A 26,542-nucleotide genomic window follows, 5' to 3' on the forward strand; every position below is an offset into this window, starting at 1 on the left:
AGGAATATGAAGTTAAGATTGTTTGTACTTAGCTGCTTTTGTTTTGTTTTGGCTTTTGCCCAAAACAGGGAGGACGATTTATATCTATACGATAATTTCGGACAGGTGTCCAGGGATAACATTTTTAAAACAGACGCATACTACAATTGGGGAGGTTCGATAATCAAGGAAAAGGAAGGGAAATACCATTTATTTTATTCCCGATGGAAAAAAGAATATGGTTTTGGAGGGTGGCTTACCCACTCCGAAATTGCCCACGCCACAAGTAAAAACCCGGTGGGACCATGGAAATATAAGGAGACTGTGCTCAGTGGTAGCGGTAATGGGAATTGGGATGCCATTACGGCGCATAACCCAAAAATCAAATATTTTGAAGGGAAATATTATTTGTACTACATAGCGACCAATATGGGTGATAGGGCTTATTCGGATAATGAATTGGTGGAAACCGCCAAAACAGGTTACAACCATCCCAATTGGAAAATATTACGTCCCAACCAGCGTACGGGCGTGGCGGTATCAAATTCTTTGAAGGGACCCTGGAGGAGAATGGATAAGCCTTTACTGGAGCCCTCAGGACCCATTACCACACTTACTGTTAATCCGGCTATTGATAAGGGTGTGGATGGCAAGTACTATTTAATAGTAAAGGGTGATAAGCCCAACGAAAAGAGATTTATCAGGAACCAGGCAGTTGCAGTTGGGGAACATCCCGATGGCCCTTTTGAGGTTCAGGAGAAACCGGTAATAGATTATATGGACACCGAGGATATGTCTATTTGGTATGATAAAAATAGGGGCCGGTTTTATGGTGTTTTTCATGCCCATAATTATATTGGCTTGGTGACTTCGGTGAATGGTACCGAGTGGGAAAAGGCCAATGAGTTTGTCCTTAAGAATAAAGAAATTTTATTGGAAGATGGGACTGTCATCAATCCAGATAGAATGGAACGTCCTTTTGTATATCAGGAAAACGGACAGCCCATTGTGTTGTCTGTAGCGGTAAAGAAAGGAGATGAATCCTTTAATGTTTTTATCCCCATCATCAAAAATGAATTCCCCGTCCCCAACAAGAGACAGTTGGCATGGCAGGAGGCGGAGTTGGGCGTAGTTTTCCATTATGACCTGCATGTGTTTGATGGGATAAAATATGGGCAGGGAAACAATAGGATTGATCCAGTAGCAGACTATCAAATTTTTAATCCTGAAAAATTGGATACCGACCAATGGGTAAAAGCGGCCAAAGATGCCGGGGCCAATTTTGCCATTTTAACAGCTACCCATGAGACCGGATTTGCATTGTTTCAATCCAAAGTAAACCCTTACAGTGTTAAAGCCTTGAATTGGAAGGACGGGAAAGGGGATGTAGTGGCAGATTTTGTTGCATCATGTAGAAAATACGGCATAAAGCCAGGGATATATCTAGGAATCAGGTGGAATTCCTTTTTGGGGGTGCACGACTTCAAAGTAAATGGAGAGGGCGACTTCAAGGAGAATCGCCAGGAATGGTATAACAGGATGGTAGAGGGAATGGTCAAGGAAATTTGTACCAATTACGGAGAGTTGTTCGAAATCTGGTTCGATGGGGGTGCGGACCATCCAAAAAACGGTGCCCCGGACGTATTGCCCATTGTAAGGCAGTATCAACCAAATTGTTTATTCTACCACAATGGTCAATTGGCGGAGGCCCGCTGGGGTGGTTCCGAATCGGGCACGGTTGCCTATCCCAATTGGTCCACATTTCCCTATAGGGCTACAGGAGCAGGTGAAAGTGCCAAAAAGAAAATAGCGGACAACAATTTTCAATTGCTGAAGGAAGGGGATCCCAAGGGCGGGTTTTGGGTGCCGGCCATGGCAGATGCTCCTTTAAGGGGATTTAACGGCCGTCATGAATGGTTTTGGGAGCCTGGGGATGAGGCCCACATATTTCCTTTGGAAAATTTAATGGATATGTACTATAAATCGGTTGGAAGAAACGCCACTTTGATAATGGGGCTTACCCCTGGTCCTGACGGACTCCTGCCAGAGCCGGATGTGCAGCGTTTGAAGGAGTGGGGAGATGAAATAAAAAGAAGATTTTCCAATCCCTTGGCAAGTACCAATGGGAAAGGGCATCTGTTGGAATTAAAATTGAAAGAACCCATGGAAGTAAACCATGTGATACTTCAGGAAAATATTGCTGACGGGGAAAGAATAAGAAAGTATCAAATTGAAGGTTATTCTGAGGGCCGTTGGAACGTCTTGGCCAGTGGAGAGAGCATTGGCAATAAAAGAATAGAAAAATTTGATACAGAAAAATTAAGTAGAATACGAATAAAAATTATAGATTCGGACGGTTTAGTACAAATTGGGAATATGAGTGCCTATTTTGTTGAGGAAAATGAACTATAAATAAAGGAAAATGGATTTACAACTCAAGGATAAAGTAATTTTAGTAACCGGAGGTTCCAAAGGAATCGGTAAGGGAATAAGTGTTCAATTGGCAGCTGAAGGAGCTATTCCGGTCATTATTGGTAGGGATAGAAAAAGTATGTTGGAGGTGGTTGCCGATATCGAAAGAAGTGGTGGTAAAGCCTCATTTGTGACGGCAGAACTTACAGATCCGGAACAATGTAGACTTGCTGTGGAAAGTACAGTGGAAAAATTTGGTAAGATTGATGGCGTCGTTAATAATGCAGGAGTCAATGATGGGGTTGGACTGGAGAATGGGAATTATGAAGATTTCCTGAGGTCCATCAACCGTAATCTTACCCATTATTATTTAATGGCACATTATGCGTTGCCAGAACTAAAGAAAACCCAGGGAGCCATTGTTAATATCGGTTCCAAGACTTCGGTAACGGGTCAAGGGGGTACCTCGGGTTATGCCGCGGCCAATGGAGGGCGCAATGCCATTACACGGGATTGGGCAGTGGAATTATTGCCCTATAATATAAGAGTCAATGCAGTTATTGTGGCTGAATGCTATACCCCATTATACGATAGATGGATAAAGACTTTTGATAATCCCGAAGAAAAATTAAAGGGCATAACCGATAAAATTCCGTTGGGACAAAGAATGACGACTGCAGAGGAAATTGCCAGTACGGTGGCCTTTTTACTTTCCAATAGATCTAGCCACACTACAGGGCAATTGCTCTTTGTAGATGGAGGTTATACCCATTTGGACCGTTCAATTTCATAAACATGTGAATAAATAATTAAAGCATAAGAAATCAATACAAAACAATAATCAACAATTCAATGAAAGACCAAAGACCGCCCGTAGTATCCAAAAAGGTGCTTATTCCCTTTATTTTAATTACCTCCCTTTTTGCCCTTTGGGGATTTGCCAATGCAGTTACAGATCCCATGGTACAAGCCTTTAAAAAGGTATTGGAACTATCCAATTCCCAAGCTGCTTGGGTGCAAATGGCCTTTTATGGGGGCTATTTCTGTATGGCCCTTCCCGCTGCGCTTTTTGTGCGTAAATACTCTTATAAGGTAGGGGTGTTAATTGGGTTGGCCTTGTACGCAGGAGGGGCTTTATTATTTTATCCCGCAGCAATTACGGAACAATTTTGGTTCTTTTGTTTGGGGCTTTATGTACTTACCTTCGGGTTGGCATTTTTGGAAACAACTGCCAATCCTTATATTTTGGCTATGGGGGCCCCGGAAACTGCCACCCAGCGTTTAAATTTGGCCCAGGCCTTTAATCCAGTGGGATTATTACTGGGATTGTTGGTGGCACAGCAATTTGTACTTAAAAAATTGCAATCCGATGATATTGAGGATTACTCATCCTTGGCAGAGGCAAAAAAGGCCTTGATCAGGACTACGGATTTAATGGTGATTCGGGACCCTTACGTTATTTTGGGGTTGGTAATCCTTGCCGTATTTGTATTGATAGTAATAAGTAAGATGCCCCAGGCCAAGGATGAAGGGGGCATACCTAGTTTGGGAGATACTTTTAGTGGCTTGTTCAAAAATAAAAAATATGTCCTTGGAGTATTGGCCCAAGTTTTTTATGTAGGTGCCCAGATCATGTGTTGGACCTATATTTATCAGTATGCAGAGGCTATTGGGATTTCTAGTGAGGATGCGGCAACATACCAATTTGCGGCCTTTATACTTTTCTTGGTGGGTAGGGCCATTGGCACCTATATGTTGCGATTTATGAGTCCGGGAAAACTATTGATGTACTTTGCTGTTTTTGCAACCTTGTGTTGTTTGGGAACTATTTATATAGAAGGTATGATTGGCTTGTACTGTTTGGTGGGAATTACCTTTTTCATGTCCCTTATGTTCCCAACTATCTATGGTATTGCATTGAACGGACTCAATGAGGAAGAATCCAAGATTGGTGCGGCAGGTCTCGTTATGGCAATCGTAGGTGGGGCCCTAATGCCAAAGCTTCAGGGGATGATTATTGATGCCGGGGGGAATGCCGTAAACGATATACGGATTATGGGCGCTACGGAGGTGAATTTTTCTTTCATCCTTCCAGCGCTTTGCTTTGTCTATATCGCATGGTACGGATTGCGTGTATTTAAAAAGTATGAACTACAGGCCTAAGGAATGGGACTGGTCCCATGGGTGGCTTTTGTAATAATAAACCAAAAAAATTAAAGTAATGAAAAGATATTGTTTGGCATTGGATCTTAAGGATGATCCCGAGTTAATAAAGGCTTATGATGATTACCATAAGAAAGTTTGGCCAGAGATCCTTCAAAGTCTAAGGGAATCCGGTATAAAGGATATGGAAATCTATAGGGTGGGGAACCGTATGTTTATGATCATTGATGCGGATGACAATTTTTCCTTTGAAAAAAAGGCAAAGATTGATGCCAAGTATCCGGAAAATGAGAAGTGGGAGGAATTGATGTGGAAATACCAACAGGCACTTCCATTTGCAAAACCTGGGGAAAAATGGATGTTGATGGAAAAGGTTTTTCAATTATAAAACTAAAAGGCAAAGACTAAATTAAACTGGTATGGAAAGTAGAGTTAACTTTTACGGATTTGGAATTGTTCTAAGATCAATAGTACTCTGCGCTTTTCTTAGTTTATTGGCTTGTAAAACAAAAAATGAACAAAGTGCAAATGCCCTGTCGAATGACGAAGTGGCGTTTTCCTTAGGCTCATTTGGATATGACCGGGAGTTTTTGTCCAGGTACTATAAAGACTTGGTGGTACTGGAAAATGGGGAGTCGAGCATCTTGATTTCCCCGGAACTCCAAGGTCGGGTCATGACTAGTACTGCCTCTGGTGATGAGGGCCAAAGCTTTGGGTGGATCAACCATGATCTTATTTCATCAGGAGAAATAAAAGAACACTTTAATCCCACTGGTGGCGAAGAGCGTTTTTGGTTAGGACCTGAAGGCGGACAGTATGCCCTTTACTTTGAAAAGGATGCCAAGTTTGGGTTGGACAATTGGTACGTTCCCAGGGAATTGGATACCGAGGCCTTTGGTTTGGTGCGAAGAAGTGAAGATAAGGCCTTTTTTGAGAGGGAAATGAAACTGGTGAATTATACCGGAGCTACTTTCAATTTACGTGTTCAAAGGAATATTACACTTCTGACCAGGGAGGAAACCGCTGAAATCCTTGGAATCAGTATTCCTGAATCCATAAAAATTGTAGGATTTGCTTCCGAGAACAGTTTGACCAATATAGGGTCTGAAGATTGGGATAAGAAAACAGGTCTGTTGTCTATATGGATATTGAGCATGTTCAATTCCTCGGATCAAACCACTATAATTATACCTTTTAAAAAAGGGGATGAGGCCATTTTGGGCAAAAAGGTAACGGACGATTATTTTGGTAAAATTCCGAAAGAGCGATTACAGGTCAAAGATAGCGTACTATTTTTCAAGGCGGACGGAAAAGAGCGTGGTAAGATTGGAATTTCCCCCCAAAGGGCCCTGCCGGTCATGGGAAGTTATGATGCAAAGAACAAGGTACTTACCATTGCCAAGTTTAGCTTACGTGAAGGTGCCATGGATTACGTTAATTCATTATGGGAGTTGCAGGAGTTTCCCTTTTCGGGCGATGTGGTAAATGCCTATAACGATGGTGGTGGGTTAGGTCCATTTTATGAATTGGAAAGTTCATCCCCTGCCATGGATCTGAAGTCCAATGAAAGCAGTAGCCATATCCACCAGACCTTTCATTTTGTGGGTAACGAAGGAGAATTGGAGAAACTGGCTAAAGGCATATTGGGAGTATCCATTAAAGAATTATCGGGAGAGTAATAAAGAAAAATATCCAATCCCCTGTAAGTTGTCAATAGCAATTTGGGAGCGGGAAATTAAAAGAGAAAAATTCAAGAACAATTGCAGATAAAAATGCCATGGAGAAAAAAAAGGAAATAAGGATCAATAGCAAATATCCATCCGTTGTTGATTTAAGGAACAAAGCTCAAAAAAGGATTCCCAAGTTCGCATTTGAATACTTGGATGGGGGCTGTAATGAAGATGTAAACTTACATAAGAATACGGCTGAAATTAGGGACATAGAACTCTTGCCCTATTATCTTAGCAAGCATACCGGTTCCAGTATGAAGACAGAATTGTTCGGACATGTTTATGATGCTCCTTTTGGAATAGCGCCAGTGGGACTACAGGGTTTAATGTGGCCCAATGCCCCTGAAATATTGGCTAAGTCGGCCTTTGAACATAACATTCCGTTTATTTTAAGTACGGTTTCCACCAGTAGTATAGAACGCATAAGTGAGATTACCGAGGGGAGGGCTTGGTTTCAACTATATCATCCTACAGAAGATGTTGTTAGGGACGATATTATTAAAAGGGCCGAAGCGGCCGAATGCCCCGTGTTGGTTATTTTGTGCGATGTGCCCACTTTTGGCTTCCGTCCTAGGGACGTTCGCAACGGTTTGGCCATGCCTCCAAAAATGTCCGTTAAGAATATATTGCAGATAATGGGCAAGCCTAATTGGGCCATGCAGACCCTAATCCACGGTCAGCCCAACTTTGAAACCCTTAAGCCCTATATGCCCAAAGGCTTGGATTTGGCGCAATTGGGGAAATTCATGGACAAAACCTTTTCCGGAAGATTGAATGAGGAGAAGATAAAACCGATAAGGGATATGTGGAAGGGTAAATTGGTGATAAAGGGAGTTGCTAACGAGGCCGATGCGGAGAGCGCCATTAGACTAGGATTGGATGGCATTATAGTTTCCAATCACGGGGGTAGGCAATTGGATGCCGGCGAATCTACCATAAAGCCGTTAACAAGAATAGCTGCAAAATATGGCGACCAAATAAAAGTGATGATGGACAGTGGCCTTAGAGGTGGTCCGGATATTGCCAGGACCATGGCCAGTGGTGCGGAATTTACTTTTATGGGGCGGTCCTTTATGTACGGGGTAGCGGCATTGGGCGCCAAAGGTGGGGACCATACCATTTCACTTTTAAAAACTGAATTACAACAAGTAATGGAACAGATTTGCTGTGAGGAGGTAAAGGACTTCCCAAATCACCTTATTTAGTAATTCCTTTTCTTGAGAAATATTACAGTCCAGTAGGCATTGGGCCCCTAAAGGATTTTAGGGCTCCATTGGTCTGCTTTCCAATCTAGTATCAAAGGATATCTGTTGTAGCGCTTGGGTAGGTTCCTGGATCTGTTCTATAAGGATTCTCAATGCTTTTTGTCCTATTTCCTTAATGGGTTGATGGAGATAGGGGATAGGGTCTTCCAAGAAATTGTAGGATGAATTTTGATCGAATACAACCACATCAACCTTCTTAAGTATCTTTCTGTCCAGGCTCAACATTTGTGTTAAGCCCTCCTCAGCTAGGGTGTTGGTGTGAAAATAGATGGCATCCACTCCCGCGTCCTGTACCAATTCTTTAACAACATTTTGCATTTCCACTTTTAAGGACCCGTGATTAATTTTTTTTATAAGTTGGGCATCAATGGGCAAGCCGGCCTGTTTAAGGGCTTCTACGTAGCCCTGATGTCTTTCTTTGTAGTGGTGTAAGGTTGATTTGTAAAGAACAGCCCCTATTTTTTTGTTTCCCTTTCCCAGAAGATAGTTGGTGGCCTGCATAGAGGCCTTAAAATTATCTACGGTTACGTAATTAGTGGTAAGGTCATTGAAGAATCTATCTATCAATACAAAGGGAATTCCGGCTTTGGCCAGATCGGCAATTATATCCCTGGAACCTTCGGGCGCTGCAATGATAAAACCATCTACCTGTCTCATTTTAAGAAAATCCAACACCTTATTGAATTTTTCCGCCTTTTCATCCGAAGATCCAAAAATTACCGTATAGTCCTGGGAAAAGGCTTCGTCCTCTATAGTCCTTGCCAAATTGGAGAAGAAGGGGTTTGAAATATCGGCCACAATAACTCCTATAGACCTTGTTTTATTGGTCTTAAGGCTTCTCGCATTCCAGTTGGGATGATAATTCAATTCCTTGGCTACCTCCCTTATTCTTTTGGCGGTTTTTTCGGAAACCCTATTCTCCTTGCCTTTATTGCTCAATACATACGAAACCAGGGGTATGGAAACCCCTACAATTTTTGCAATATCCTTTAATGATGTTTTAGGTTTCATATTCGTCTTAGGTTAAAATTGACGGGTTGGGGTCAATCCTGTAGGTAATATGTTGTTAATAAGTAAGTTATTTGGTTTGTGGGAAGGGTTTTCAAAAGGTTAAAATTACGAAATTCATACCAAATGGGCATATTTATCTTTGTTGGCAATTGATAACAAAATCCTTTTCTTGTGTCCTTTCAACCCAATTAAACTATTTCCTCAATTTAATTTTCATACATTTCATCGGTCTTTTTATTGATTATGGAGATCAAGAAGCCCACTAGGAATATGGCCGCGGTTCCAAAAACAATAGTTAAATAGGTATGGAAGGAAGCACCAAGGGAATCCTCTCCGAAAAGGGTGCCGGATAAGCTCATCCATACGATGACCAAAATACCTACCAATACCCCGATAAGAGCACCTTTTACATTTTTAGTTTTGGAGAACAGTCCCAAAAGTAATAGTCCCAACATGCCCCCACTAAAAATGGAGGAAAGTTTCCACCAGGCATCCAAGGCACTTTTTACATTGATCATTGCTATGGCAATAACGATACCAATAACGCTAATGATAGCCGAGGAAATATAGAGTACACGCATTCCCTCCTTGTCCGATGCCGACTTTTTAAAATATTTATTGTAATAATCCGTAAGAAAAACGGTCGCGGAACTATTAAAACTAGTAGAGATGGTACTCATTCCTGCCGCAAAGATGGAGGCGATCATTAGTCCTGTTATCCCTGCAGGCAAAGCATTTACAATGAAATGGGGGAATACACTATCGCTCTTATTTATATCTTGCAGTTCTATAGGCAAAGTGGCAGCTGAATGGTAATATGCAAAAAGCGAAGTTCCTATAAAAAGAAATACGGCGGAAATGGGTAGATAGATCAACCCACCTATCAATGCAGATTTTTGGGCCTCCTTGTCAGATTTCGAAGCCATATATCGCTGTACATAATTCTGGTCTATACCATAATTTTGCAGATTGATGAATACACCGTAAACGAGTACTACCCAGAATGTAGGTTCTGTAAGGCTAAGACTGAAGCTCCCCAATCCAAATTTATCATTATCTGCAGCAATTTGGAATACTTGTCCGGGGCCTTCCGGCATGTTAAAGAGAATAAAGCCAACACATACAAGGGCGCCAACAATTAGAATAATGCCCTGAATGGCATCGGTCCATAATACTGCTGTAATTCCGCCCAACATAGAGTATACGGATACTACCAGACCGGTAAAAATTATGATGGTGACCATATCCCAACCAACTATTGCATTTAGGGTCAGGGCCAAAAGGTAGAGTATGGTCCCAATTCGCATTAATTGGGTCAATAAGTAACAAAGGGACACATAGATTCTGGCCCAAGCACCAAAACGTTGTTCCATATAGGTGTAGGCAGACGGACTATTGATCTTTCTGTACAACGGAACAAAATATTTTACGGCTATCAAAGAGGCAATGGGAAGGGACAGGCTAAAGGCCAGGGCGTTCCAATTGGATTGATAGGCATTCCCCGGTAGGGCAAGGTAACTTATACTACTCACAAAGGTTGCAAATATGGACATGGTAACTACCCATCCAGGGATGTCCTTGTTGCCCATGGTGTAGGAAGAGGAAGTTCTACTCTTTTTAAAAAATGAGCCTCCGAAAAGGGCTATTCCCCCTATGTAAATAAAAAATACGATTAAATCTAAACTGTTCATTGGTGTTGGCTATTTAGCTTATATGGTGTTAGCTACTAAAAGTAGGATTTTTGCACCACTTAAAGATTGGTTATTTGCAAAATTCTTAATTTACCTCAACGATCAAAGCAATGGATCAATTGGCCTTCACAAAGGAAATTGATTGTCAGACCGTTAATAGGTGCTTTATCGATTAAGCAATGATAATTAATTATTTCGTGATTTCAAAAGAAAGTGGATTTATTTTGAGAGGGCAGTTAGTGGTAGGCACTTAATTTTAGTATACTGTACAAGGTGGGGCAGATGGTAAATTACTTATTCCGCATCTTCAACTCATCCAAATCCGAGACTTTTACTTTTACCACTTCTATTTTCTGTTTGGCATCCCCTGCAAAGGCTATCAGTAGATATCCATCGTGCTCCAATACATGGGGGTAATCTATGTGTCTTCCTCCAACTAAATATCCCATTTTTGTGAATACCATGCCATCGTCACTTATAGCCAAGGTTAAAGGGTCCCGTTTTTTATAATTGGAATTGGATACCAGGACATATCTTCCATCCTGCAATCGGAGGCCGTGAAATTTGGATCGGGCATCCGGAAAGTTGGTTTGAATGGGTGAACTCCAGCTACGGCCATTGTCGGTTGAAAAGGAGCGATACAAAAATCCACTTTTGCGATTGTCCCGAAAAAGTGCCATCAAGTTTTTATTGTCGGGTAGGATCCACCAATAGGGTTCTTCCGCTTCCAGATGCGTACTGGTTCCAAAAACGGGATAGACTTCCCATTGGTCAAAACTGTCTTTTGCCCCAACCATAAAATCGACTCCCCTTTCAACATAGTCAAACGACCTGCGAGACATGAGCCACTCCCCGGTAGGTAATCTCTTGGGAGGGAAATTATTGATCGCATTTTCCATAACTATGCCATGGTACTCCCATGATTCTGATTCTTTGTTCCATTTAAAGGCATGGAGGGCCAATGCTGGACCAAAAAAGCCTTTAGCCTCATCCAAGGAGGCCAATGCCAAAAATTCTCCTTTGTATTCCCAAAAACCTCTCGAAATCCACCTGAGGCCCTGATCTGTTCTAGTGTTGTAATTGGGGGACTCCGGTCCTGAACCTTCAGGATATGTGGTTAGGAATTTTGGTTTGTCCCATTGCAGACCATCGGTGCTGGTAGAATATTTAACTACCTGACCCACTCTATCCTCAACCCCTGGGCCATCGCTCCACATAATCCAATAGCGATTGTCATGATAGGCCAAATAATTGTGTTGGTTAACTCCGTCTGGGGTAACATCGCTTACCACAGTATGCTCAACAGGGATTTTGGGGAGTTTGTCAAAATCAATTTCATGTGGATATTGAAGCCAATCTCCCTGTAGCATCAATTTGGATTGTGGATTGGAAACCGGATTGGGATAATCTTCGGTTTTATCCTCTTTACATCCAGAGAATATAAGTGGAATAAGTATCAACAAAAACATGATAACTACGGACTGCCACTTTTTAAGTATTTTATATTTCTCCATGCTTATCTTTTGGATGTCATAAGTGTTTTCTGATACCAATATCTTCCCAGTTGTTCTTAGGACCAATTACTTTTTACAGATTACAACTGCTTTGGGTCTATTACTACATGTTTTACAGATTGCCTTACATAGGTGTAGGTAATGTGTACCAAGCCATCCGAGGTTTGTATTATAGCAGGGTATGAATATCCTGATTCGGCCGGAACATTCTCCAAGGTCATTACGGGCTTCCAGTTGATGCCGTCATCGGATATCGCCAAATTCAGCATATTTCTCCCTTTGGGTTCTTCCCCTTCTTTAGTGGTATGATTGTATATGAGCAACTGCCTGTTATCTTTTAATGTCACGGCATCGGTGCCGGAATTGGGATTGGGAAGTTCGGTAGCGGTCATTTTACTCCAGGTCCGGCCTTGATCCTCGGACCAACTTTGGGAAATTACATTTTGTCTCGTTCTACACAGAACTTGCATTTTACCATTGGGATAAGTAAGAATGCTAGGCTGAATGGCATCAAATTCCTTTCCATCGTTGATCGGTCCAACTACCTCCCAAGTCTTGCCATTGTCCTTGCTTATTTCAAAGTGTACCATCCAATCCACATCCCCATCTTCCAGTTTATATTCGGTACTGGTAGGTGAGATTATGGTGCCATCGGCCAGCTGGATGGGTTTGTTTTTTACAGGCCCCAACAAGTGTCCAATTTTCTCGTCGGTTCCCATTTTTTCTGGTTTGGACCATGTTATTCCCCCATCGGGGGAGGTCATCAACATTCCCCACCAAGTCCTGGGGTCGGGGCCTTCTTTATAGAACAACATTAGCGGACCTTCTGTCGGCTGAAATAGTACTGGATTCCAAAGAGGGTAGCGAAGAGTATCATTTTGCACGCCATTGACCACTTCTTCCGGCCATGTCCATTCCCCATCGACCATACGGGATACCCGAATACCAACATCCGGGTGTTTCTCATGGGTACCTGCAAAAAATGCGCTCACCAGCCCGGTGGGGGTTTCCACTATGGTAGAGGCATGGCATTCCGGTGTGGGTTTGTTATCCAAGGGGTAGATAAGCTCCCCACTGAGGTAGGCTCCTTGACCTGGTTGGGACAGGGGGGGCAAAGTGAAATTGCCAGTAATGTCATTGCCGCTTTTAAGTTCTTCTGTTGTTGCCGTTTTTTCCGTTTTGTCCTTGCAGGAAAAAATCATTAAGGTCAATACTGTTAGAAAATAGTGAATGCTTTTCATAGTGATTTTTGTTTTATCTATTAGACAATCAATAAATGGGAACTTTTATCAGGCTGTATGTTAATAATAATGAATTTTAATCTTCAATGGATGGGGGATTCCAAATGGTGGCCGCTATATAACGTTCCGGGCCAGTGTTCTTGTCCATAAAATAATAGAGGGCCACAATTTTTCCGTCTGCCCGTTGCACTACCCTGGGGTAACCGAGATCTTTTCCGGAACCGTCGTCACGTAGCACATAATCCTTGCTCCATGTTCTTCCATTGTCTTTACTAATTTTGGCCCTGATCTCGCTCTTGTCCCGTTTGTTTTTGATATCCTCCTCCAATGCCCTGTATCCATAGATCAGGCATATTCTTCCGTCTTTCATTTTTACCATGGCGGGGGGATTTCCCTGTCCGCAATTGTCTACCGGGTTGGGCAGGCGGTTCCAGCTTAAACCATTGTCCTGGGAAAGGTAGGCGTCAATAAATTTTCCAGATTCCTCTCTTCTGCGAGTGGTTACCAAAATTTCTTTATCGGATATCCTAACGGAAGCTGGCATAATGGAAAATCCTTTTGGTTCCGGCCCTATCCATGAAACGAAGTTCCATTTTTTACCGCCATCAATTGTTTTTACACAAAGCACACGCCCCTCTTTTCCATTCTCTTTGGCTGCAGTAAGAAATAGAATACACTCATTTTTGCCGTCAATAATATAGTCGGTCCTAGCTCCAATTCCAGGCGTATTAAAATTGGGCAACTTAAACGGACCTTCCCAATCCTTTCCCCTGTCATAGGAATACCAAAGACGTGATTCTGCACCGTGGTGGTCCGTCATACGTATTGTAAAGGCCAGATCGGGATTGGTGAAATCGATTTGTTCGGCAGCGATCGGTTCAGGGGCTTTGACATCTTTTCTGATAATGCCGTGATAACTTCCGTTATCGGGTACCACCAGATCCCCGTTTACTGCTCCGGGGTCTTCCATGGTCCATGTTTCACCTCCGTCAAGACTTCGGGCCAGCACATGAAGCTCTGGATTATCCTTGTCGAAATTATGACGATCGGGACCCAGATCCTTGTAATGGCCCTTGGAAAAACCTACCAAAATCTCATCGCCCCAACTCCATACCCCATGGTTGGCCGGCCAGCCCCCGAACATACCGGGTTCATAATACACTTTTACATGTTTTACCGTTCCTTCTGTACCCTGAGCCTGTAGATACAGGGTACAGAAAAAGTACATTAGCGTTATAAGTTGGGTGCATCTATTGTGGATCATGTTCTGTGTCAAGGTGTGGTCATAATTTTTAATTTCCATCAATATATGAAATATGGACGTTCCTTTCAGTAAGAATAATTTTCACTGGTCTAATAAAGGGGGCCATAATTTTGGCAGGCCCTATAGTCGGCTGCTTCCTGATCCATGCCAAAAGAAGCCCAGTCCTTGGGCCTAAAAATTCGTTCCGGTTCAACATTGTGCATATTTACCGGAATCCTCAGCATGGAACAAAGTGTTATTATTTCGTCCCCAAAATGACCATAACTAAAAGCCCCGTGATTGGCTCCCCAATTGTTCATTACGCTATATACATCCTTAAAGGCTTGATCTTTGTTTAATCTAGGAGCGAACCAAGTGGTGGGCCAGGTAGGATTGGTCCTGGCATCCAAAGTTTTATGTACATCTTCGGGGAGGCCTACCGTCCATCCTTCAACAATCTGCATAACGGGCCCCAATCCTTTTACCACATTGATCCTACACATGGTCACTGGCATTTCGCCTTTGGTAACAAAATGGGAGGAGTATCCCCCGCCTCCAAAATACTCGTACATAGCGGGTGGCCAGTCTGTGGCTTCCAGGCATTTTGCAGCTTCCGATTCCGAAATTTCCCAGAAAGGTTTCATGGCCGGTTTCCCGTCTATTTCCTGCTCTCCTGTCCCGTCGAGCGTTGATGATCCGGAATTGATAAGGTGTATAATTCCATTGGCCGCCTTGCCTTGAAGCTTGTGGCCAGTGACCCTTTCTACGGAAGCCGGACTCCAAAAGGTTCTTACATCGGAGAACATTTGTGCTTGGTTGGTCAATAGATAACCAAATAGCATGGAGATGCCGTTTAAACTGTCATTTTCAGTAGCCATTATATATGGAGGGCGAATTCCAGACCAATCAAAGGAGGAGTTGAGAATGGCCTCCATAAAATCGCCATTGGGCATATAGTCGTTCCATTGTCGTTGCCCTTGGAATCCTGCTGCAATGGCGCCGTGCCCTAGCGCTTCCTCACCGTAGCCCAATTCGGCCAATTTGGGGTTGCCGATCATAAGGTCTCTGGCTATCAATGTCATTTTTACCACGGTTTCCCATTCTTCATCCATACGAGGCCTTGGTTTTTGTAATTCTTTGGCATTGTAATTTTTACCTTCCTTGCAGTTCTCCTTGGTCCATTCCAAGGCTCTTTTAAATTCTTCCGGATCAAATATGCCGTGCTGCATCCTACGGTTTACCTCGCTCATATCCACATACTCATTCCGCATGCCCAAGTAATCCTGAAAAAAACTTTCATTGACTATGGAACCGGCTATCCCCATGGAAACGGAACCTATGGATAGGTACGATTTACCGTTCATCATGGCCACCGCCAATCCGGCTTTGGTAAATTGCAATAACAGCTTTTGAACATCTTCAGGGATGTTCTCGTCATCGCTGTCCTGCACTTCTTTTCCGTAAATACTAAAGGCAGGCACCCCTTTTTGGGCATGTCCGGCCAAGGCGGCCGCTAAGTATACCGCCCCAGGTCTTTCCGTACCGTTAAATCCCCAAATGGCTTTTGGGCGAGTGGGGTTCATATCTATGGTTTCGGTGCCGTAACACCAGCATGATGTTACTGTGATGGAAAGTCCTACCTCTTCCCTAAGAAATTTTTCCTCACATTTCTGTGCTTCGGGAACCCTGCCAATGGTGGTATCCGCAATGACACATTCTACCTGGCTGCCGTTATAGTTTCTGAGGTTGTTGGAAAGAAAATCGGCGACCCGTTGGGCCATGGCCATGGTGGTCTGTTCCAAGGATTCCCTTATTCCACCCAATCGGGCATCGATTACCGGTCTTATCCCTACTTTGGGTACGGCTCCTAAATGGTTGTGTTTGTTTTGCATTACTTATATTTTAGTGTGTTGATTTCTAGCATTTAAGCTTATTGTAATTCTTGGGTTTCTACAAAGTGGCCCAATGCGTTGTAATTGGCATATAGCTCCTTATATTTTTTTGCATTTTCAGGGATAGGGAAGTATTCTTTTTGAAATCCGCTGCCCATAGCATTTTGTGCCTCCAGAAAGGTGTTGTGGATACCCGAGGCTACTGCTGCTGCCATGGCCGCACCAAGGGCACAGGTTTGTTCCGATTTGATTATGCGAATGGGAAAGTTGAGGACATCGGCTAGAATCTGCATAACAAAGCCCGACTTTTGGGCTACTCCCCCCATCGCGATAATACCGTCTATACGGACACCCTCCGCTTGGAATTGTTCTACTATTTTTTTGGAACCAAAGGCCGTAGCCTCTACCAGGGCCCTAAAGATATGTGGGGCCGTAGTTCCCAAGGTCAGGCCTTGAATGGCTCCTTTAAGGTTTTGATTGGAGTCTGGGGTTCTCCTGCCGTTCATCCAGTCGAGCGCAATTATTCCAGAGGTGTCTATATCTATTTTGCTAGCGGCTAGTGTCAATTCGTTAAGGATGCCATCGGCCATTTCTTCCAACAATTTTGATTTGGTTTCCCTATCCAATAAGTTGCTGTCCCCAATGATTTTGTTTGCGGGCCAAAGCAACAATTCCCTATACCAGGCATAAAGATCGCCGAAGGCAGCTTGGCCAGCTTCCAGTCCGATCATATTTGGAAGAATGGACCCATCTACCTGTCCACAGATACCGCGGATGGCCTTTTTTCCTATTTCTTCCGTAGGAGCAACGATCATATCGCAGGTAGAGGTGCCGATCACCTTTACCATATGGTAGGGTTTTATAGCGCTGCCAATGGCCCCAATATGGGCATCGATAGATCCTGTGCCAATAATCACATCTTTGGGCAGTCCCAATATTTGTGCCCAATCTTCGGAAATGGTTCCAACGGCCTGATCTGAGGTGTAGGTGTATTTATATAAACGCTCTCTTAATCCGGTTAGGAGAGGGTCCAGTTCGGTCCAGAAACTTTCTGGTGGCAGGCCGCCCCAGTCGGGGTGCCACATGGCCTTGTGCCCTGCCGCACATCGGCTTCTTTTTATACTTAGGGGATCGGTAGTTCCTGTGAGTAGTGCCGGTATCCAATCGCAGTGTTCTATCCAGGAGAAGGCCGCCTCCCGTACTTTGTTATCAACGCGCAGGGTATGTAGGATCTTGGCCCAAAACCACTCAGAGGAATATTCGCCACCACTGTATTTGGAATAGTCAACGCCATTTTCTTGGTGTGCCAATTCGTTGATTTCCTTGGCTTCCCCAACGGCTGTATGATCTTTCCAAAGGATAAACATGCCGTTTGGATTGTCTTCAAATCCCGGGAGCATTGCCAAGGGGGTGCCCTCCTTGTTGATGGCTATGGGAGTAGAACCGGTGGTGGCAATAGAAATGGCAGCTATGCCGTCTATGATTTCCTGGGAAAGAGGTGCAGTGGCCTCTTCAATGGCTTTTTTGAGGCCTTCAATGTAATCCAAGGGATGTTGTCTAAACTGATTTATTTCCGGACGACAGTACATATCTTGGCCCCATCTTTGGTATAAGGCAACGGCCTGACCCATAATCTGGCCATTGCTGGTATCTATTATCATGGTCCTTACAGAGTCTGTTCCATAGTCGACCCCAAGGGTATATTTCCGGTTTTGCATTAGCGGTTGGAATAAAGGTTTAACGAATTTAAACGTTTAAGCAAGCAATTTAAAAAATTATCCCCATACTCCTGTTATATATTTAGTTATTTAACAAATGGGGCTATTGGTTAACCATTGCGGCAATTTATTGACTTAAAAATTGTATTTATGAGGTTTTCTGCTGAAAAAGACACCGAAAAAAGCAAATACATTGCAATTATTTAAAAACTATCCATAAAGTATCGAGTTTTTTTATCAAATATATTTTACTTTTGCAGCCGCAGTTTAAAATAATGAACTGCCAATGGCCTCATAGTTCAACGGATAGAATAGAAGTTTCCTAAACTTTAGATCCAAGTTCGATTCTTGGTGAGGTCACTTTTTAACTTGTAAAGTGGGTTAAATTAATGTAAATTTAACTGATTTACAGTGTTTTAGATAAATTTTGATATCAAATGGGTTTATTTGATATCAAAGGATAGAGTTCACAAATCGTCAACATTTTTTTCAAATGTTTTCGTAACTTGAAGCAACTTATTTTCAAGGTCTAAGATGAACTATTTTTGGTGATTTGACTTTCGTCTTCAATTAAGTTCAACTTAAAGATGATTGTTATGCGCTCTACCACAACTTTTTCTATCCTATTCTGGATATACGCCAAAAGAACTAAGAATAATCTTGCTCCGCTCTATGCAAGAATAACCGTAGATGGGAAAAAGCTCAATATTAGCCTTAAAAGGCGAATCGATATACAGCTTTGGAACCCTCAAAAACAAAGGATAAGGGGAACAGGCAAAACTGCAAGGGACCTCAATCAGTACTTGGACGAGGTGCATTCTAAACTATTTCAATGTTATCAGGAATTAAGGGCGGAGGATAGGCGTATTACTCCCCAGATAATCAAAGCCAAATTTGTTGGGGATGCTAAAGTGGTGCATTACACCTTAAAGGATATTATCGAGTATCACAATGCCAAAATGTTCCACAAACTTCATTACAATACTTCAAGGCTATACCTCATTAGCCAAAAGTATATCTTACTTTTTTTAAAAAAAGAATACAAAATGGACAACATTGAGTTGTCGGAACTCGACTACCAGTTTATCTTGAATTTTGAGAATTTCCTCCGTGGTCATACTCCTAGGCATTACCAAAAGAAAATAGGAAATAATGCGGTTATGAAACATATACAGCGACTTCGTAGAATGGTTACCCTAGCTTATCAAATTGAATGGATAGACAAAGATCCTTTCCGTAAATTCAAACAAAAATTAATGCCTACACACAGGGGATTTTTAACTGCCGAAGAACTGAAGGATTTGGAGGAATTAAATATTGACTCCGAAAGGTTAAAGACCGTAAGGGATATGTTTATTTTCAGTTGTTATACTGGTATTAGCTATGCAGACTTAATGCTTTTGACCAAGAATAGTGTGGTACTGGGTGTGGATAAAAGCTATTGGATCATTACCAAAAGGCAAAAAACAGGAAATGCAGTCAAGATTCCTCTTCTATCAAAAGCATTGGATTTGATAAAGCGTTACATGAATGATAAACGGTCTATGATCAATGGTACCTTGTTCCCGAAAATCTCAAATCAAAAACTAAATGCCTATTTAAAAGAAATAGCAGAGCCTGCGGGAATTCAAAAGAACCTCACTTTTCATATGGCGAGACACACCTTCGCTACCACTGTCACCCTGACCAATGGAGTGCCCATTGAAACCATTTCCAAAATGCTGGGCCATACCAAACTGGCAACAACTCAAATTTACGCTAAGGTCATCGAGAGAAAGGTATCCGGTGATATGCAAATGTTAAGGGAGAAATTGGAGTTAGATAATCAGGTTGGCGTTCGGGAATTGGAAAACGGATCGAATTGGAAATAAAAATTGAATATTGTTTTACTACTTACCCATATAAATTGTGAATCGTAAGGATTAACTATTTCTTTGAAGTCAATTGATGCTTGGTTTAGTAGGATAAATGGCATAGGCAATAAGGCCATAGAACATGTTGGTAATAAATGCACTAAAGCTTCTTTGGCTAGTGTGCTCGATAAAGCTCTTGGTTTTTAGGATATCATTTAAACTTTCGACCATGGACTCTTTTCAGCACGTTATTCTGTCATGTTGGAGTAAGCATTTGTTGTTATCGTTATTTCTTGTCCTTTTCTGAATAAATAGATCTGATTTTCATATAAACCGAAACTCAATTCAAATTCCTAAACTCGCTCGGCGAATACCCTACCCTTTGCTTGAAAAGCCTTGTGAAATGTTGTGGATATTTAAACCCTAATTCATATGCTATCTCACTTAAAGATTTTGATGGATCAAATACGCGTTCCTTAGCAACTTCTATCAGCTTGTTCTGGATGTACTCTTGGGCCGATTTTCCAGTTTCCTTTTTTACAAGATCTCCAAAATAGTTGGGCGAAAGGTGCAAACGATCCGCAAAGTAACCCACAGTTGGAGTACCATGCTTTTGTGGTTTATCGGATGAAAAGTACTGGCTCAGCAAATTATCAAATTTCTCCAGGGAGCCTATATTTTCAACTTCTCGTGTAATGAATTGTCTATCATAAAAACGAGTGCAATAATCCAAAAAAAGTTCAATATTGGCTACTATCAACTTTTTACTATGCTTGTCCAAGTTTTGTTCCAACTCGAATTGTATTTTTTCAAGTAGGCTTAGAATTACCTTCCGTTCTTTGGCCGAAAGGTGTAGCGCTTCATTACTTGAATAGGAGAAAAAACTATAGCTATGTAATTTTTTGCCCAATTCCGTACCTATCAATAAATCAGGGTGGAAAAGTATTGCATACCCCTTGGGCACATAATCAGGGTCAAAACCGCTTAATTCAATGGTTTGGCCGGGAGCCATAAAGACAAGGGTTCCCTCGTCATAATCGTATGGCTTCCCTCCGTAATGCATTTTGCATCCCTTGGCATCCTTCAAGAAAACAGCATAGCAATTATAATGAAAGGCATCATAGTCTTTGTTTTCGTAGCCTTCTTTGTTTACGTTCTCAAAATCAACGATACCCACTAAAGGGTGCAACACCTCTTGTTTTCTCAAATTAAGATAATCTCCAACGGTGTCGATTTGCAGTACATTTTTCATTGACCTCTAATTTTTTGTTAAAGATAAGCCATTGATTACCAGTAATTCAAACGGTTATTATAAAATCTGTAATAGTGGTAGGTATAACCGTAATTTGGGTAAGTCTTTTTGGTTTTTGACCCACTACTTTTGTATTAAACCAAGAATAGGGAACAAGATTTCGGCCACTATCTTTATCCGTAAAGTTTAAAACATGATGAACTGATTGGGATAATCTTTAAAAAATAAAAAGTGAAAACAAGAACATTAGGAAAGAATCTGAAAGTATCGGAAATCGGTCTCGGTTGTATGGGGATGAGTTTTGGATATGGCCCTGCGAAGGACGAAAAGGAAATGATTCAGTTGATCCGTAAAGCGGTTGAAATGGGGGTAACCTTTTTTGATACCGCCGAAGTGTATGGGCCTTATATTAATGAGGAATTGGTAGGAAAGGCCTTAAAACCGTTTAGAGATCAGGTACAAATAGCGACAAAATTTGGTTTTGGTTATCAAGATGGAAAAGTGACGGGCTTGGACAGTAGTCCTGACACTATTCGGAATATGGTGGATGCTTCCTTACAGCGTTTACAGGTAGATACAATAGATTTATTGTATCAGCATCGGGTTGACCCAAAGGTTCCCATTGAGGAAGTTGCGGGTACGGTTAAGGATTTAATAGCTGAGGGAAAAGTGCAACATTTTGGGCTTTCCGAAGCAGGTGTCGAAGTAATCAAAAGAGCACATTTGGTGCAACCGGTTACTGCCTTGCAGAGCGAATATTCATTGTTTTGGCGGGAGCCGGAAGAAGAAATTATGCCCGTATTGGAAGCATTGGGTATCGGTTTTGTACCTTTTAGTCCCTTGGGGAAAGGATTTTTGACAGGCAAAATAGATAGGAATGCCAGTTTTTCCGATAATGATTTTAGAAGTACCGTGCCTCGATTTTCCAAAGAGAACCTGAGGGATAATTTTGCTTTGGTAGATTTGGTTACGGCTTTTGCCAAGGAAAAAGAGGCCACTCCGGCACAAGTTGCTTTGGCTTGGATTCTTTATCAAAAAACATGGATCGTACCCATTCCCGGTACTACAAAGTCTTCAAGGCTGGAAGAAAATTTAGGGGCTACCGGTATTACTTTTACAGATGGGGAACTGCAACAAATTACGGAGGCTACCTCAAAGATTGATTTGGTGGGTGAACGCTATTCCGAAGCAAACCAGAAAATGATAAACCGCTAGCCAATAGCGAAAAATTAAAAATAATAATAATAATAGGATGAAAAAGCTTCTAACAATTGGTATTGCCATAGTGACTACTGCGTTTCTTGGTGTAACAAATCATGTGAATGCCCAATCCAAACATAATACAATCTTGAATTTGGATGCTAAGCAACAATCGATCATTACCATTGCATCGCTGACCGCAAAAGGCGACCTGCAAACTTTGGAATCCGCTTTAACGGAAGGTCTAGATGCCGGATTGACCGTAAACGAAATCAAGGAAGTCATGGTGCATCTGTATGCCTACTGCGGATTTCCAAGGAGCCTACGTGGTTTACGGACGTTTATCAAAGTTTTGGACGAACGCAAGGCGGAAGGAGTGGAAGATCAGCTAGGGGCGGAAGCTGCCCCAATAGAGGAAAACCGTACAAAATACGAACGGGGCAAAGCGAATTTGGAAACCTTGGTACAGGCCAAATTGGACGGTCCTCCGGCCGATTATGCCCAATTCGCCCCGATCATCGAAGTCTTTTTGAAGGAGCATCTGTTTGCGGATATTTTCGACAGAGACATTTTGGATTATCGGCAAAGGGAACTGGTCACGGTTTCCGTTCTGGCAACGATTGGCGGTGTGGAACCTATGTTGCGCTCGCATATGAACATCTGTTTGATTCAAGGAATCACGCCAATTCAATTGAAGGAATTGATGGATGTGGTGGGGAAAAATGTAGATCAGGAAAAAATCGATTCGGCCAAAAAAGTATTGAACGAATTATTGGAATCTAAAAAGCAGTAAGGAAATGAAATATATAGGATTATTCATTTTAATGAGTCTGTTATCAATACATCAGACGATTAGGGCACAAAGCGAGAAAAATCCTTTTGGATTGATATATGAGGGAGCAATTACGGAGAATGTGGATGGAAAAGTCAACTTACATCCTGTTACCTACAAACTGAACGGAATCGATATTGCGGCCAATGTTTATACACCAGCCAATTATGACCGCATAAAGAAATATCCGGCAATAACAATTGCACATCCTAACGGAGGGATAAAGGAACAGACAGCAGGCCTATATGCACAGCATTTGGCAGAGGCCGGTTATATTACCATTACGGCAGATGCTGCCTATCAGGGTGCAAGTGGGGGCCAGCCGCGCCATGCGGACAAACCCCAATTTCGTACCGAAGATATCCGAGGAATGGCCGATTTTATTTCACAGTATCCTGGTGTGGATAGAGAACGTTTAGGTGCTTTGGGCATTTGTGGCGGAGGAGGCTATACGTTGAAAGCGGTTCAATCGGATAAACGATTTAAAGCAGTGGCAACCTTGAGTATGTTCAATACAGGAATTGTACGGAAAAATGGCTTTTTGAATTCGCAGATTTCGACCATTCAAGAAAGGCTAAAGCAAGCTTCAAAGGCAAGAGCACAGGAGGCTGGGGGCGGCGAAATCGTTTATTCCGGAGTAGACGGTATTACCGACGAAGAATTAACAAAAGTTTCAACGCTTTTTTATCGTCAAGGCTATGAATATTATTTTAGGACCCACGCCCACCCCAATTCGACTTTTCTTTACACCACAAGTAGTTTAATGGATTTAATGGCCTGGGATGCTACCGACGATATTGACCTCATAGACCAACCTTTATTAATGATTGCTGGCAGTAATGCCCAAACATTATATTTGACCTTGGATGCTTTTCCAAAGGCGACCAATGCGAAAAGCAAGGAATTGTTCCTTATCGAAGGCGCAACGCATATAGAAACCTATTGGAAGCCAGAATATGTGAATCAAGCAGTAAATAAATTAGTGGACTTTTACCAAAACAATCTTTCAACTACAGACCTATGAACAGAAAAAATCTTTTAGCGATTATATTGATGGGAACGTTTATATTTTCCTGCAAGCAAGCAGCCGAGAAAAATCATACGGTCGATTTGAATTCCCAACAAGAATTGATTTTCCCGAAAGGGGAAAAGGTCACGAACAATAATTTCATTGGTGATGTTTGGGTACATATGCAAGTAATGGCGGATAGTGTGAACCAAAATTCAGTGGGAACAGTAACCTTTGATCCCGGGGCTAGGTCCAACTGGCATTCGCATCCCAAAGGACAAATTATAATGAGTTTGGAAGGCGAAGGGTACTATCAAGAAGAAGGAAGCAGGAAAAGAATACTGCGAAAAGGCGATGTGGTCAAATGCCCTGCAAACACTCCGCATTGGCACGGTGCAAGCGCAGAAAAATCGTTCATACAAATCGCTATAACAAGCAGAGTTGACGGTCCAACGAAATGGCTATATCCTGTGACCGAAGAACAATATTTAAATGGGAATTAAGAAGTACCAACATACTTTCAAATTAATAAAATCTTAGTGATGAAAAAATACATAAAGACAACATGGTTATTGCTTTTAATAGTTCAATTATTGGTAAATGATGTTTATGCTCAAAAGCAGCCCGTTACCCTTTTAGAGCAAGGCAGTTTTACCGTGGGTGGTAGCGTTAAAACCAGCCCCGGTACTTTTGATCCGGTTGCCCATGGAGCCTTCAACCCTTCCAATCAGGCTACCGAAGGACAAACCTTGCATGGGGATCACGCCACCATATTTTATCAGATTCCTGATAATGCAAATAAATTACCCTTGGTTTTTTGGCATGGGTATGGACAGAGCATGCGTACCTGGCAAACGACCCCAGATGGTAGGGAGGGATTTCAAACGCTATTTTTAAGGCGTAATTTTCCCATATTCCTTATTGACCAGCCCCGTAGGGGATTATCCGGGAGGAGCACGGAACCTACTACGATTTCGGCAGCCACGGATGATCAGTTGTGGTTTGGGATATTCAGATTGGGGACGGGAAGCACATTTTATCCAGATGTTCAGTTTTCTGATGATCCAGAGGCGCTGAACCAGTTCTTTAGGCAAATTACTCCTGATACGGGACCATTGAACATCAACCTTAATATAGAGGCGGTTTCCACTCTGTTCGATAAGATTGGACCAGGTGTTTTGGTAACCCATTCCCATAGTGGCGGCCAAGGCTGGTTGACGGCATTAAAAAATGGGAACATCAAAGGTATTGCATCCTATGAACCCGGCAGTAATTTTGTCTTTCCAGAAGGGGAAGTCCCTGAGACCATCCCCTACGTGGGAGGAGCATTAAGTGCGAGAAGCGTTCCCATGACAGAGTTTAAACGATTGACGGAAATACCCATTGTTATCTATTATGGGGATTATATACCCAACGAACCTGTAGCGCATCCTGGCCAGGAACAATGGCGTGCCGCCTTGCAAATGGCAAAGCTTTGGACGGCCACGGTGAACAAGCATGGGGGTGATGTCACCTTGGTACACCTTCCAGAAAAGGGTCTTAAGGGAAATACGCACTTTCCGATGTCCGACCTGAACAATGAAAAGGTAGCCGTACTGCTAGCGGAATGGCTAAAAGAAAAAGGGTTGGATAAAAAATGACACTATGCTGACTAAAAAATTGGGGCTGTTATTGGTATTACTGCATATGCCTTTAATTGGTTTGGGGCAAAGCGATGATGCCCTAAAAGCGGATACTTATCAAGGGAAAATGATGGTTCGCATCGCAGAACTTGAAATTGAGACGGACTATCTGGATGAATATTTGGAGATACTCAAAGAGGAGTCGGAAGCATCACTTAGGCTGGAGCCTGGGGTAATCTGCATTTACCCCATGTTTCAAAAGGAAAATCCTACACAGATACGACTTTTGGAAATTTATGCCAATAAGGAGGCTTACGAATCGCATTTGAAAACACCTCATTTTCAAAAGTATAAAACAACCACAGCAGAAATGGTAAAGGATTTAAAACTGATTGATATGGAAGCTATTGATCCTGAATCGATGTCGATGGTTTTCAAAAAATACAAGTTCTAGTTCGAGATGGGCGAGTAACTTTGGATGCTGGAAGCTATCTGTTCAACATCCGATACTCCTGAGGGGTAAATCCCACCTTTTTCTTAAAAAATTATAATGAAGTGCTCTGGGTACACTGTACCTAAAGTTAAATTTGGAACAATAATCATCGACCCTGATCTAATCTTTTGTGTTGGACATAGAAGAAAACTGTTGTTCGAATTTAGTTAATACTTTGTGAACAAATGGTTTATACTCCTGTAATCCGTAATAATGGTAGGTAAATCCGTAATTGTGGTAAGCCTATCCTTTGAATTATACCATAGCTTTGGAAGAGGTAATTTATAATCTAAATCAATTCACTAGTGTCCCATTAAAATTGGGACGTTTTAAAAATTAAATAAATTTGGCCCATTAAGCCTATTTCGTTCTTTGTCATTTTGAAATTTAGTTTTGCTGAAGAGTTCCCGAAGGTTCGTTTT

Annotated in this window: 21 protein-coding genes, 1 tRNA gene and 1 pseudogene; 14 read left to right on the forward strand and 9 right to left on the reverse strand. The window is 42.1% G+C overall.

The window, feature by feature from the left end; all coding sequences use genetic code 11:
• Positions 1–6 precede the first annotated feature (6 nt).
• The 6 genes from QSE00_RS16230 (at position 7) to QSE00_RS16255 (ending at position 7,489) form a co-directional block, all read left to right on the forward strand.
• Positions 7–2,391, forward strand: coding sequence for an alpha-L-fucosidase (locus QSE00_RS16230; protein WP_286106759.1), 2,385 nt, complete (start codon positions 7–9; stop codon positions 2,389–2,391).
• Between the two features lie 10 nt (positions 2,392–2,401).
• Positions 2,402–3,184, forward strand: a complete 783-nt coding sequence (locus tag QSE00_RS16235; protein WP_286106760.1) for an L-fucose dehydrogenase — start codon at positions 2,402–2,404, stop codon at positions 3,182–3,184.
• A 59-nt stretch (positions 3,185–3,243) separates the two neighbouring features.
• Positions 3,244–4,554, forward strand: coding sequence for an L-fucose:H+ symporter permease (gene fucP / locus QSE00_RS16240; RefSeq protein WP_286106761.1), 1,311 nt, complete (start codon positions 3,244–3,246; stop codon positions 4,552–4,554).
• A 58-nt stretch (positions 4,555–4,612) separates the two neighbouring features.
• Positions 4,613–4,942 (forward strand): L-rhamnose mutarotase, encoded by a 330-nt coding sequence (locus QSE00_RS16245; protein WP_110354917.1) that lies wholly within the window; start codon positions 4,613–4,615, stop codon positions 4,940–4,942.
• 31 nt (positions 4,943–4,973) lie between these two features.
• Positions 4,974–6,233 carry a DUF6786 family protein gene (locus QSE00_RS16250; protein WP_286106762.1) on the forward strand — a complete coding sequence of 420 codons (1,260 nt, stop codon included), beginning with the start codon at positions 4,974–4,976 and terminating at the stop codon, positions 6,231–6,233.
• Positions 6,234–6,331: 98 nt separating this feature from the next.
• Positions 6,332–7,489, forward strand: coding sequence for an alpha-hydroxy acid oxidase (locus QSE00_RS16255; protein ID WP_110354918.1), 1,158 nt, complete (start codon positions 6,332–6,334; stop codon positions 7,487–7,489).
• A gap of 57 nt (positions 7,490–7,546) precedes the next feature.
• Here QSE00_RS16255 and QSE00_RS16260 read toward each other — a convergent pair whose 3' ends face one another.
• The 7 genes from QSE00_RS16260 to QSE00_RS16290 all read right to left on the reverse strand — a co-directional run bounded on the left by QSE00_RS16260 (position 7,547) and on the right by QSE00_RS16290 (position 17,859).
• The gene (locus QSE00_RS16260) at positions 7,547–8,560 is read right to left on the reverse strand and encodes a LacI family DNA-binding transcriptional regulator (protein ID WP_286106763.1); all 1,014 of its coding nucleotides are present in this window, start codon (positions 8,558–8,560) and stop codon (positions 7,547–7,549) included.
• A 206-nt stretch (positions 8,561–8,766) separates the two neighbouring features.
• Positions 8,767–10,251 (reverse strand): sodium:solute symporter family protein, encoded by a 1,485-nt coding sequence (locus tag QSE00_RS16265; protein WP_286106764.1) that lies wholly within the window; start codon positions 10,249–10,251, stop codon positions 8,767–8,769.
• A 290-nt stretch (positions 10,252–10,541) separates the two neighbouring features.
• Positions 10,542–11,765, reverse strand: coding sequence for an exo-alpha-sialidase (locus QSE00_RS16270; RefSeq protein WP_286106765.1), 1,224 nt, complete (start codon positions 11,763–11,765; stop codon positions 10,542–10,544).
• An 80-nt stretch (positions 11,766–11,845) separates the two neighbouring features.
• Positions 11,846–13,006 carry a sialidase family protein gene (locus QSE00_RS16275; protein WP_286106766.1) on the reverse strand — a complete coding sequence of 387 codons (1,161 nt, stop codon included), beginning with the start codon at positions 13,004–13,006 and terminating at the stop codon, positions 11,846–11,848.
• 76 nt (positions 13,007–13,082) lie between these two features.
• Complete coding sequence (locus tag QSE00_RS16280) at positions 13,083–14,309, reverse strand: sialidase family protein (protein ID WP_286106767.1); 1,227 nt, start codon at positions 14,307–14,309, stop codon at positions 13,083–13,085.
• 50 nt (positions 14,310–14,359) lie between these two features.
• On the reverse strand, positions 14,360–16,141 hold the full coding sequence (locus QSE00_RS16285) for an L-fucose isomerase (RefSeq protein WP_286106768.1): 1,782 nt from the start codon (positions 16,139–16,141) through the stop codon (positions 14,360–14,362).
• 38 nt (positions 16,142–16,179) lie between these two features.
• The gene (locus QSE00_RS16290; protein WP_286106770.1) at positions 16,180–17,859 is read right to left on the reverse strand and encodes a ribulokinase; all 1,680 of its coding nucleotides are present in this window, start codon (positions 17,857–17,859) and stop codon (positions 16,180–16,182) included.
• Between the two features lie 288 nt (positions 17,860–18,147).
• On the opposite strand from QSE00_RS16290, the gene QSE00_RS16295 reads away from it, so the two are divergent.
• Positions 18,148–18,219 (forward strand) — tRNA-Arg (locus QSE00_RS16295).
• 236 nt (positions 18,220–18,455) lie between these two features.
• Positions 18,456–19,730, forward strand: coding sequence for a site-specific integrase (locus QSE00_RS16300; RefSeq protein ID WP_286106771.1), 1,275 nt, complete (start codon positions 18,456–18,458; stop codon positions 19,728–19,730).
• A 69-nt stretch (positions 19,731–19,799) separates the two neighbouring features.
• Here QSE00_RS16300 and QSE00_RS25375 read toward each other — a convergent pair.
• Both QSE00_RS25375 and QSE00_RS16305 read right to left on the reverse strand, forming a co-directional pair.
• Positions 19,800–19,952, reverse strand: a pseudogene (locus tag QSE00_RS25375) (IS982 family transposase); the annotation flags it as partial.
• 100 nt (positions 19,953–20,052) lie between these two features.
• Positions 20,053–20,964, reverse strand: a complete 912-nt coding sequence (locus QSE00_RS16305; RefSeq protein WP_093978005.1) for a helix-turn-helix domain-containing protein — start codon at positions 20,962–20,964, stop codon at positions 20,053–20,055.
• A 231-nt stretch (positions 20,965–21,195) separates the two neighbouring features.
• Between QSE00_RS16305 and QSE00_RS16310 the strand changes: the two genes are divergently transcribed.
• From QSE00_RS16310 to QSE00_RS16335, 6 genes are read left to right on the forward strand one after another with little or no spacing between them, the layout of a single operon-like run.
• Positions 21,196–22,179 carry an aldo/keto reductase gene (locus tag QSE00_RS16310; protein WP_286106772.1) on the forward strand — a complete coding sequence of 328 codons (984 nt, stop codon included), beginning with the start codon at positions 21,196–21,198 and terminating at the stop codon, positions 22,177–22,179.
• A 37-nt stretch (positions 22,180–22,216) separates the two neighbouring features.
• Positions 22,217–22,957, forward strand: a complete 741-nt coding sequence (locus QSE00_RS16315; protein ID WP_286106773.1) for a carboxymuconolactone decarboxylase family protein — start codon at positions 22,217–22,219, stop codon at positions 22,955–22,957.
• Positions 22,958–22,961: 4 nt separating this feature from the next.
• Entirely contained in the window at positions 22,962–24,020 is a 1,059-nt protein-coding gene (locus tag QSE00_RS16320) for an alpha/beta hydrolase (protein WP_286106774.1), read from the forward strand.
• Positions 24,017–24,508 carry a cupin domain-containing protein gene (locus QSE00_RS16325; RefSeq protein ID WP_286106775.1) on the forward strand — a complete coding sequence of 164 codons (492 nt, stop codon included), beginning with the start codon at positions 24,017–24,019 and terminating at the stop codon, positions 24,506–24,508. Before QSE00_RS16320 ends, QSE00_RS16325 begins: the two co-directional genes overlap by 4 nt.
• Positions 24,509–24,547: 39 nt before the next feature.
• A complete protein-coding gene (locus QSE00_RS16330) occupies positions 24,548–25,645 on the forward strand; it encodes an alpha/beta hydrolase (protein ID WP_286106776.1) in 1,098 nt (365 codons plus the stop codon).
• Between the two features lie 4 nt (positions 25,646–25,649).
• Positions 25,650–26,081, forward strand: a complete 432-nt coding sequence (locus QSE00_RS16335; protein ID WP_286106777.1) for a putative quinol monooxygenase — start codon at positions 25,650–25,652, stop codon at positions 26,079–26,081.
• Positions 26,082–26,542 lie beyond the last annotated feature (461 nt).

It is taken from the genome of Arenibacter flavimaris (assembly GCF_030291335.1).
Lineage (GTDB): Bacteria > Bacteroidota > Bacteroidia > Flavobacteriales > Flavobacteriaceae > Arenibacter.

Bases quoted from the DNA above. Each gene is read 5' to 3' on its own strand.
- QSE00_RS16230 (WP_286106759.1), top strand. From the start codon at position 7: ATGAAGTTAAGATTGTTTGTACTTAGCTGCTTTTGTTTTGTTTTGGCT.
- QSE00_RS16235 (WP_286106760.1), top strand. From the start codon at position 2,402: ATGGATTTACAACTCAAGGATAAAGTAATTTTAGTAACCGGAGGTTCC.
- fucP (WP_286106761.1), top strand. From the start codon at position 3,244: ATGAAAGACCAAAGACCGCCCGTAGTATCCAAAAAGGTGCTTATTCCC.
- QSE00_RS16245 (WP_110354917.1), top strand. From the start codon at position 4,613: ATGAAAAGATATTGTTTGGCATTGGATCTTAAGGATGATCCCGAGTTA.
- QSE00_RS16250 (WP_286106762.1), top strand. From the start codon at position 4,974: ATGGAAAGTAGAGTTAACTTTTACGGATTTGGAATTGTTCTAAGATCA.
- QSE00_RS16255 (WP_110354918.1), top strand. From the start codon at position 6,332: ATGGAGAAAAAAAAGGAAATAAGGATCAATAGCAAATATCCATCCGTT.
- QSE00_RS16260 (WP_286106763.1), bottom strand. From the start codon at position 8,560: ATGAAACCTAAAACATCATTAAAGGATATTGCAAAAATTGTAGGGGTT.
- QSE00_RS16265 (WP_286106764.1), bottom strand. From the start codon at position 10,251: ATGAACAGTTTAGATTTAATCGTATTTTTTATTTACATAGGGGGAATA.
- QSE00_RS16270 (WP_286106765.1), bottom strand. From the start codon at position 11,765: ATGGAGAAATATAAAATACTTAAAAAGTGGCAGTCCGTAGTTATCATG.
- QSE00_RS16275 (WP_286106766.1), bottom strand. From the start codon at position 13,006: ATGAAAAGCATTCACTATTTTCTAACAGTATTGACCTTAATGATTTTT.
- QSE00_RS16280 (WP_286106767.1), bottom strand. From the start codon at position 14,309: ATGGAAATTAAAAATTATGACCACACCTTGACACAGAACATGATCCAC.
- QSE00_RS16285 (WP_286106768.1), bottom strand. From the start codon at position 16,141: ATGCAAAACAAACACAACCATTTAGGAGCCGTACCCAAAGTAGGGATA.
- QSE00_RS16290 (WP_286106770.1), bottom strand. From the start codon at position 17,859: ATGCAAAACCGGAAATATACCCTTGGGGTCGACTATGGAACAGACTCT.
- QSE00_RS16300 (WP_286106771.1), top strand. From the start codon at position 18,456: ATGCGCTCTACCACAACTTTTTCTATCCTATTCTGGATATACGCCAAA.
- QSE00_RS16305 (WP_093978005.1), bottom strand. From the start codon at position 20,964: ATGAAAAATGTACTGCAAATCGACACCGTTGGAGATTATCTTAATTTG.
- QSE00_RS16315 (WP_286106773.1), top strand. From the start codon at position 22,217: ATGAAAAAGCTTCTAACAATTGGTATTGCCATAGTGACTACTGCGTTT.
- QSE00_RS16320 (WP_286106774.1), top strand. From the start codon at position 22,962: ATGAAATATATAGGATTATTCATTTTAATGAGTCTGTTATCAATACAT.
- QSE00_RS16325 (WP_286106775.1), top strand. From the start codon at position 24,017: ATGAACAGAAAAAATCTTTTAGCGATTATATTGATGGGAACGTTTATA.
- QSE00_RS16330 (WP_286106776.1), top strand. From the start codon at position 24,548: ATGAAAAAATACATAAAGACAACATGGTTATTGCTTTTAATAGTTCAA.
- QSE00_RS16335 (WP_286106777.1), top strand. From the start codon at position 25,650: ATGCTGACTAAAAAATTGGGGCTGTTATTGGTATTACTGCATATGCCT.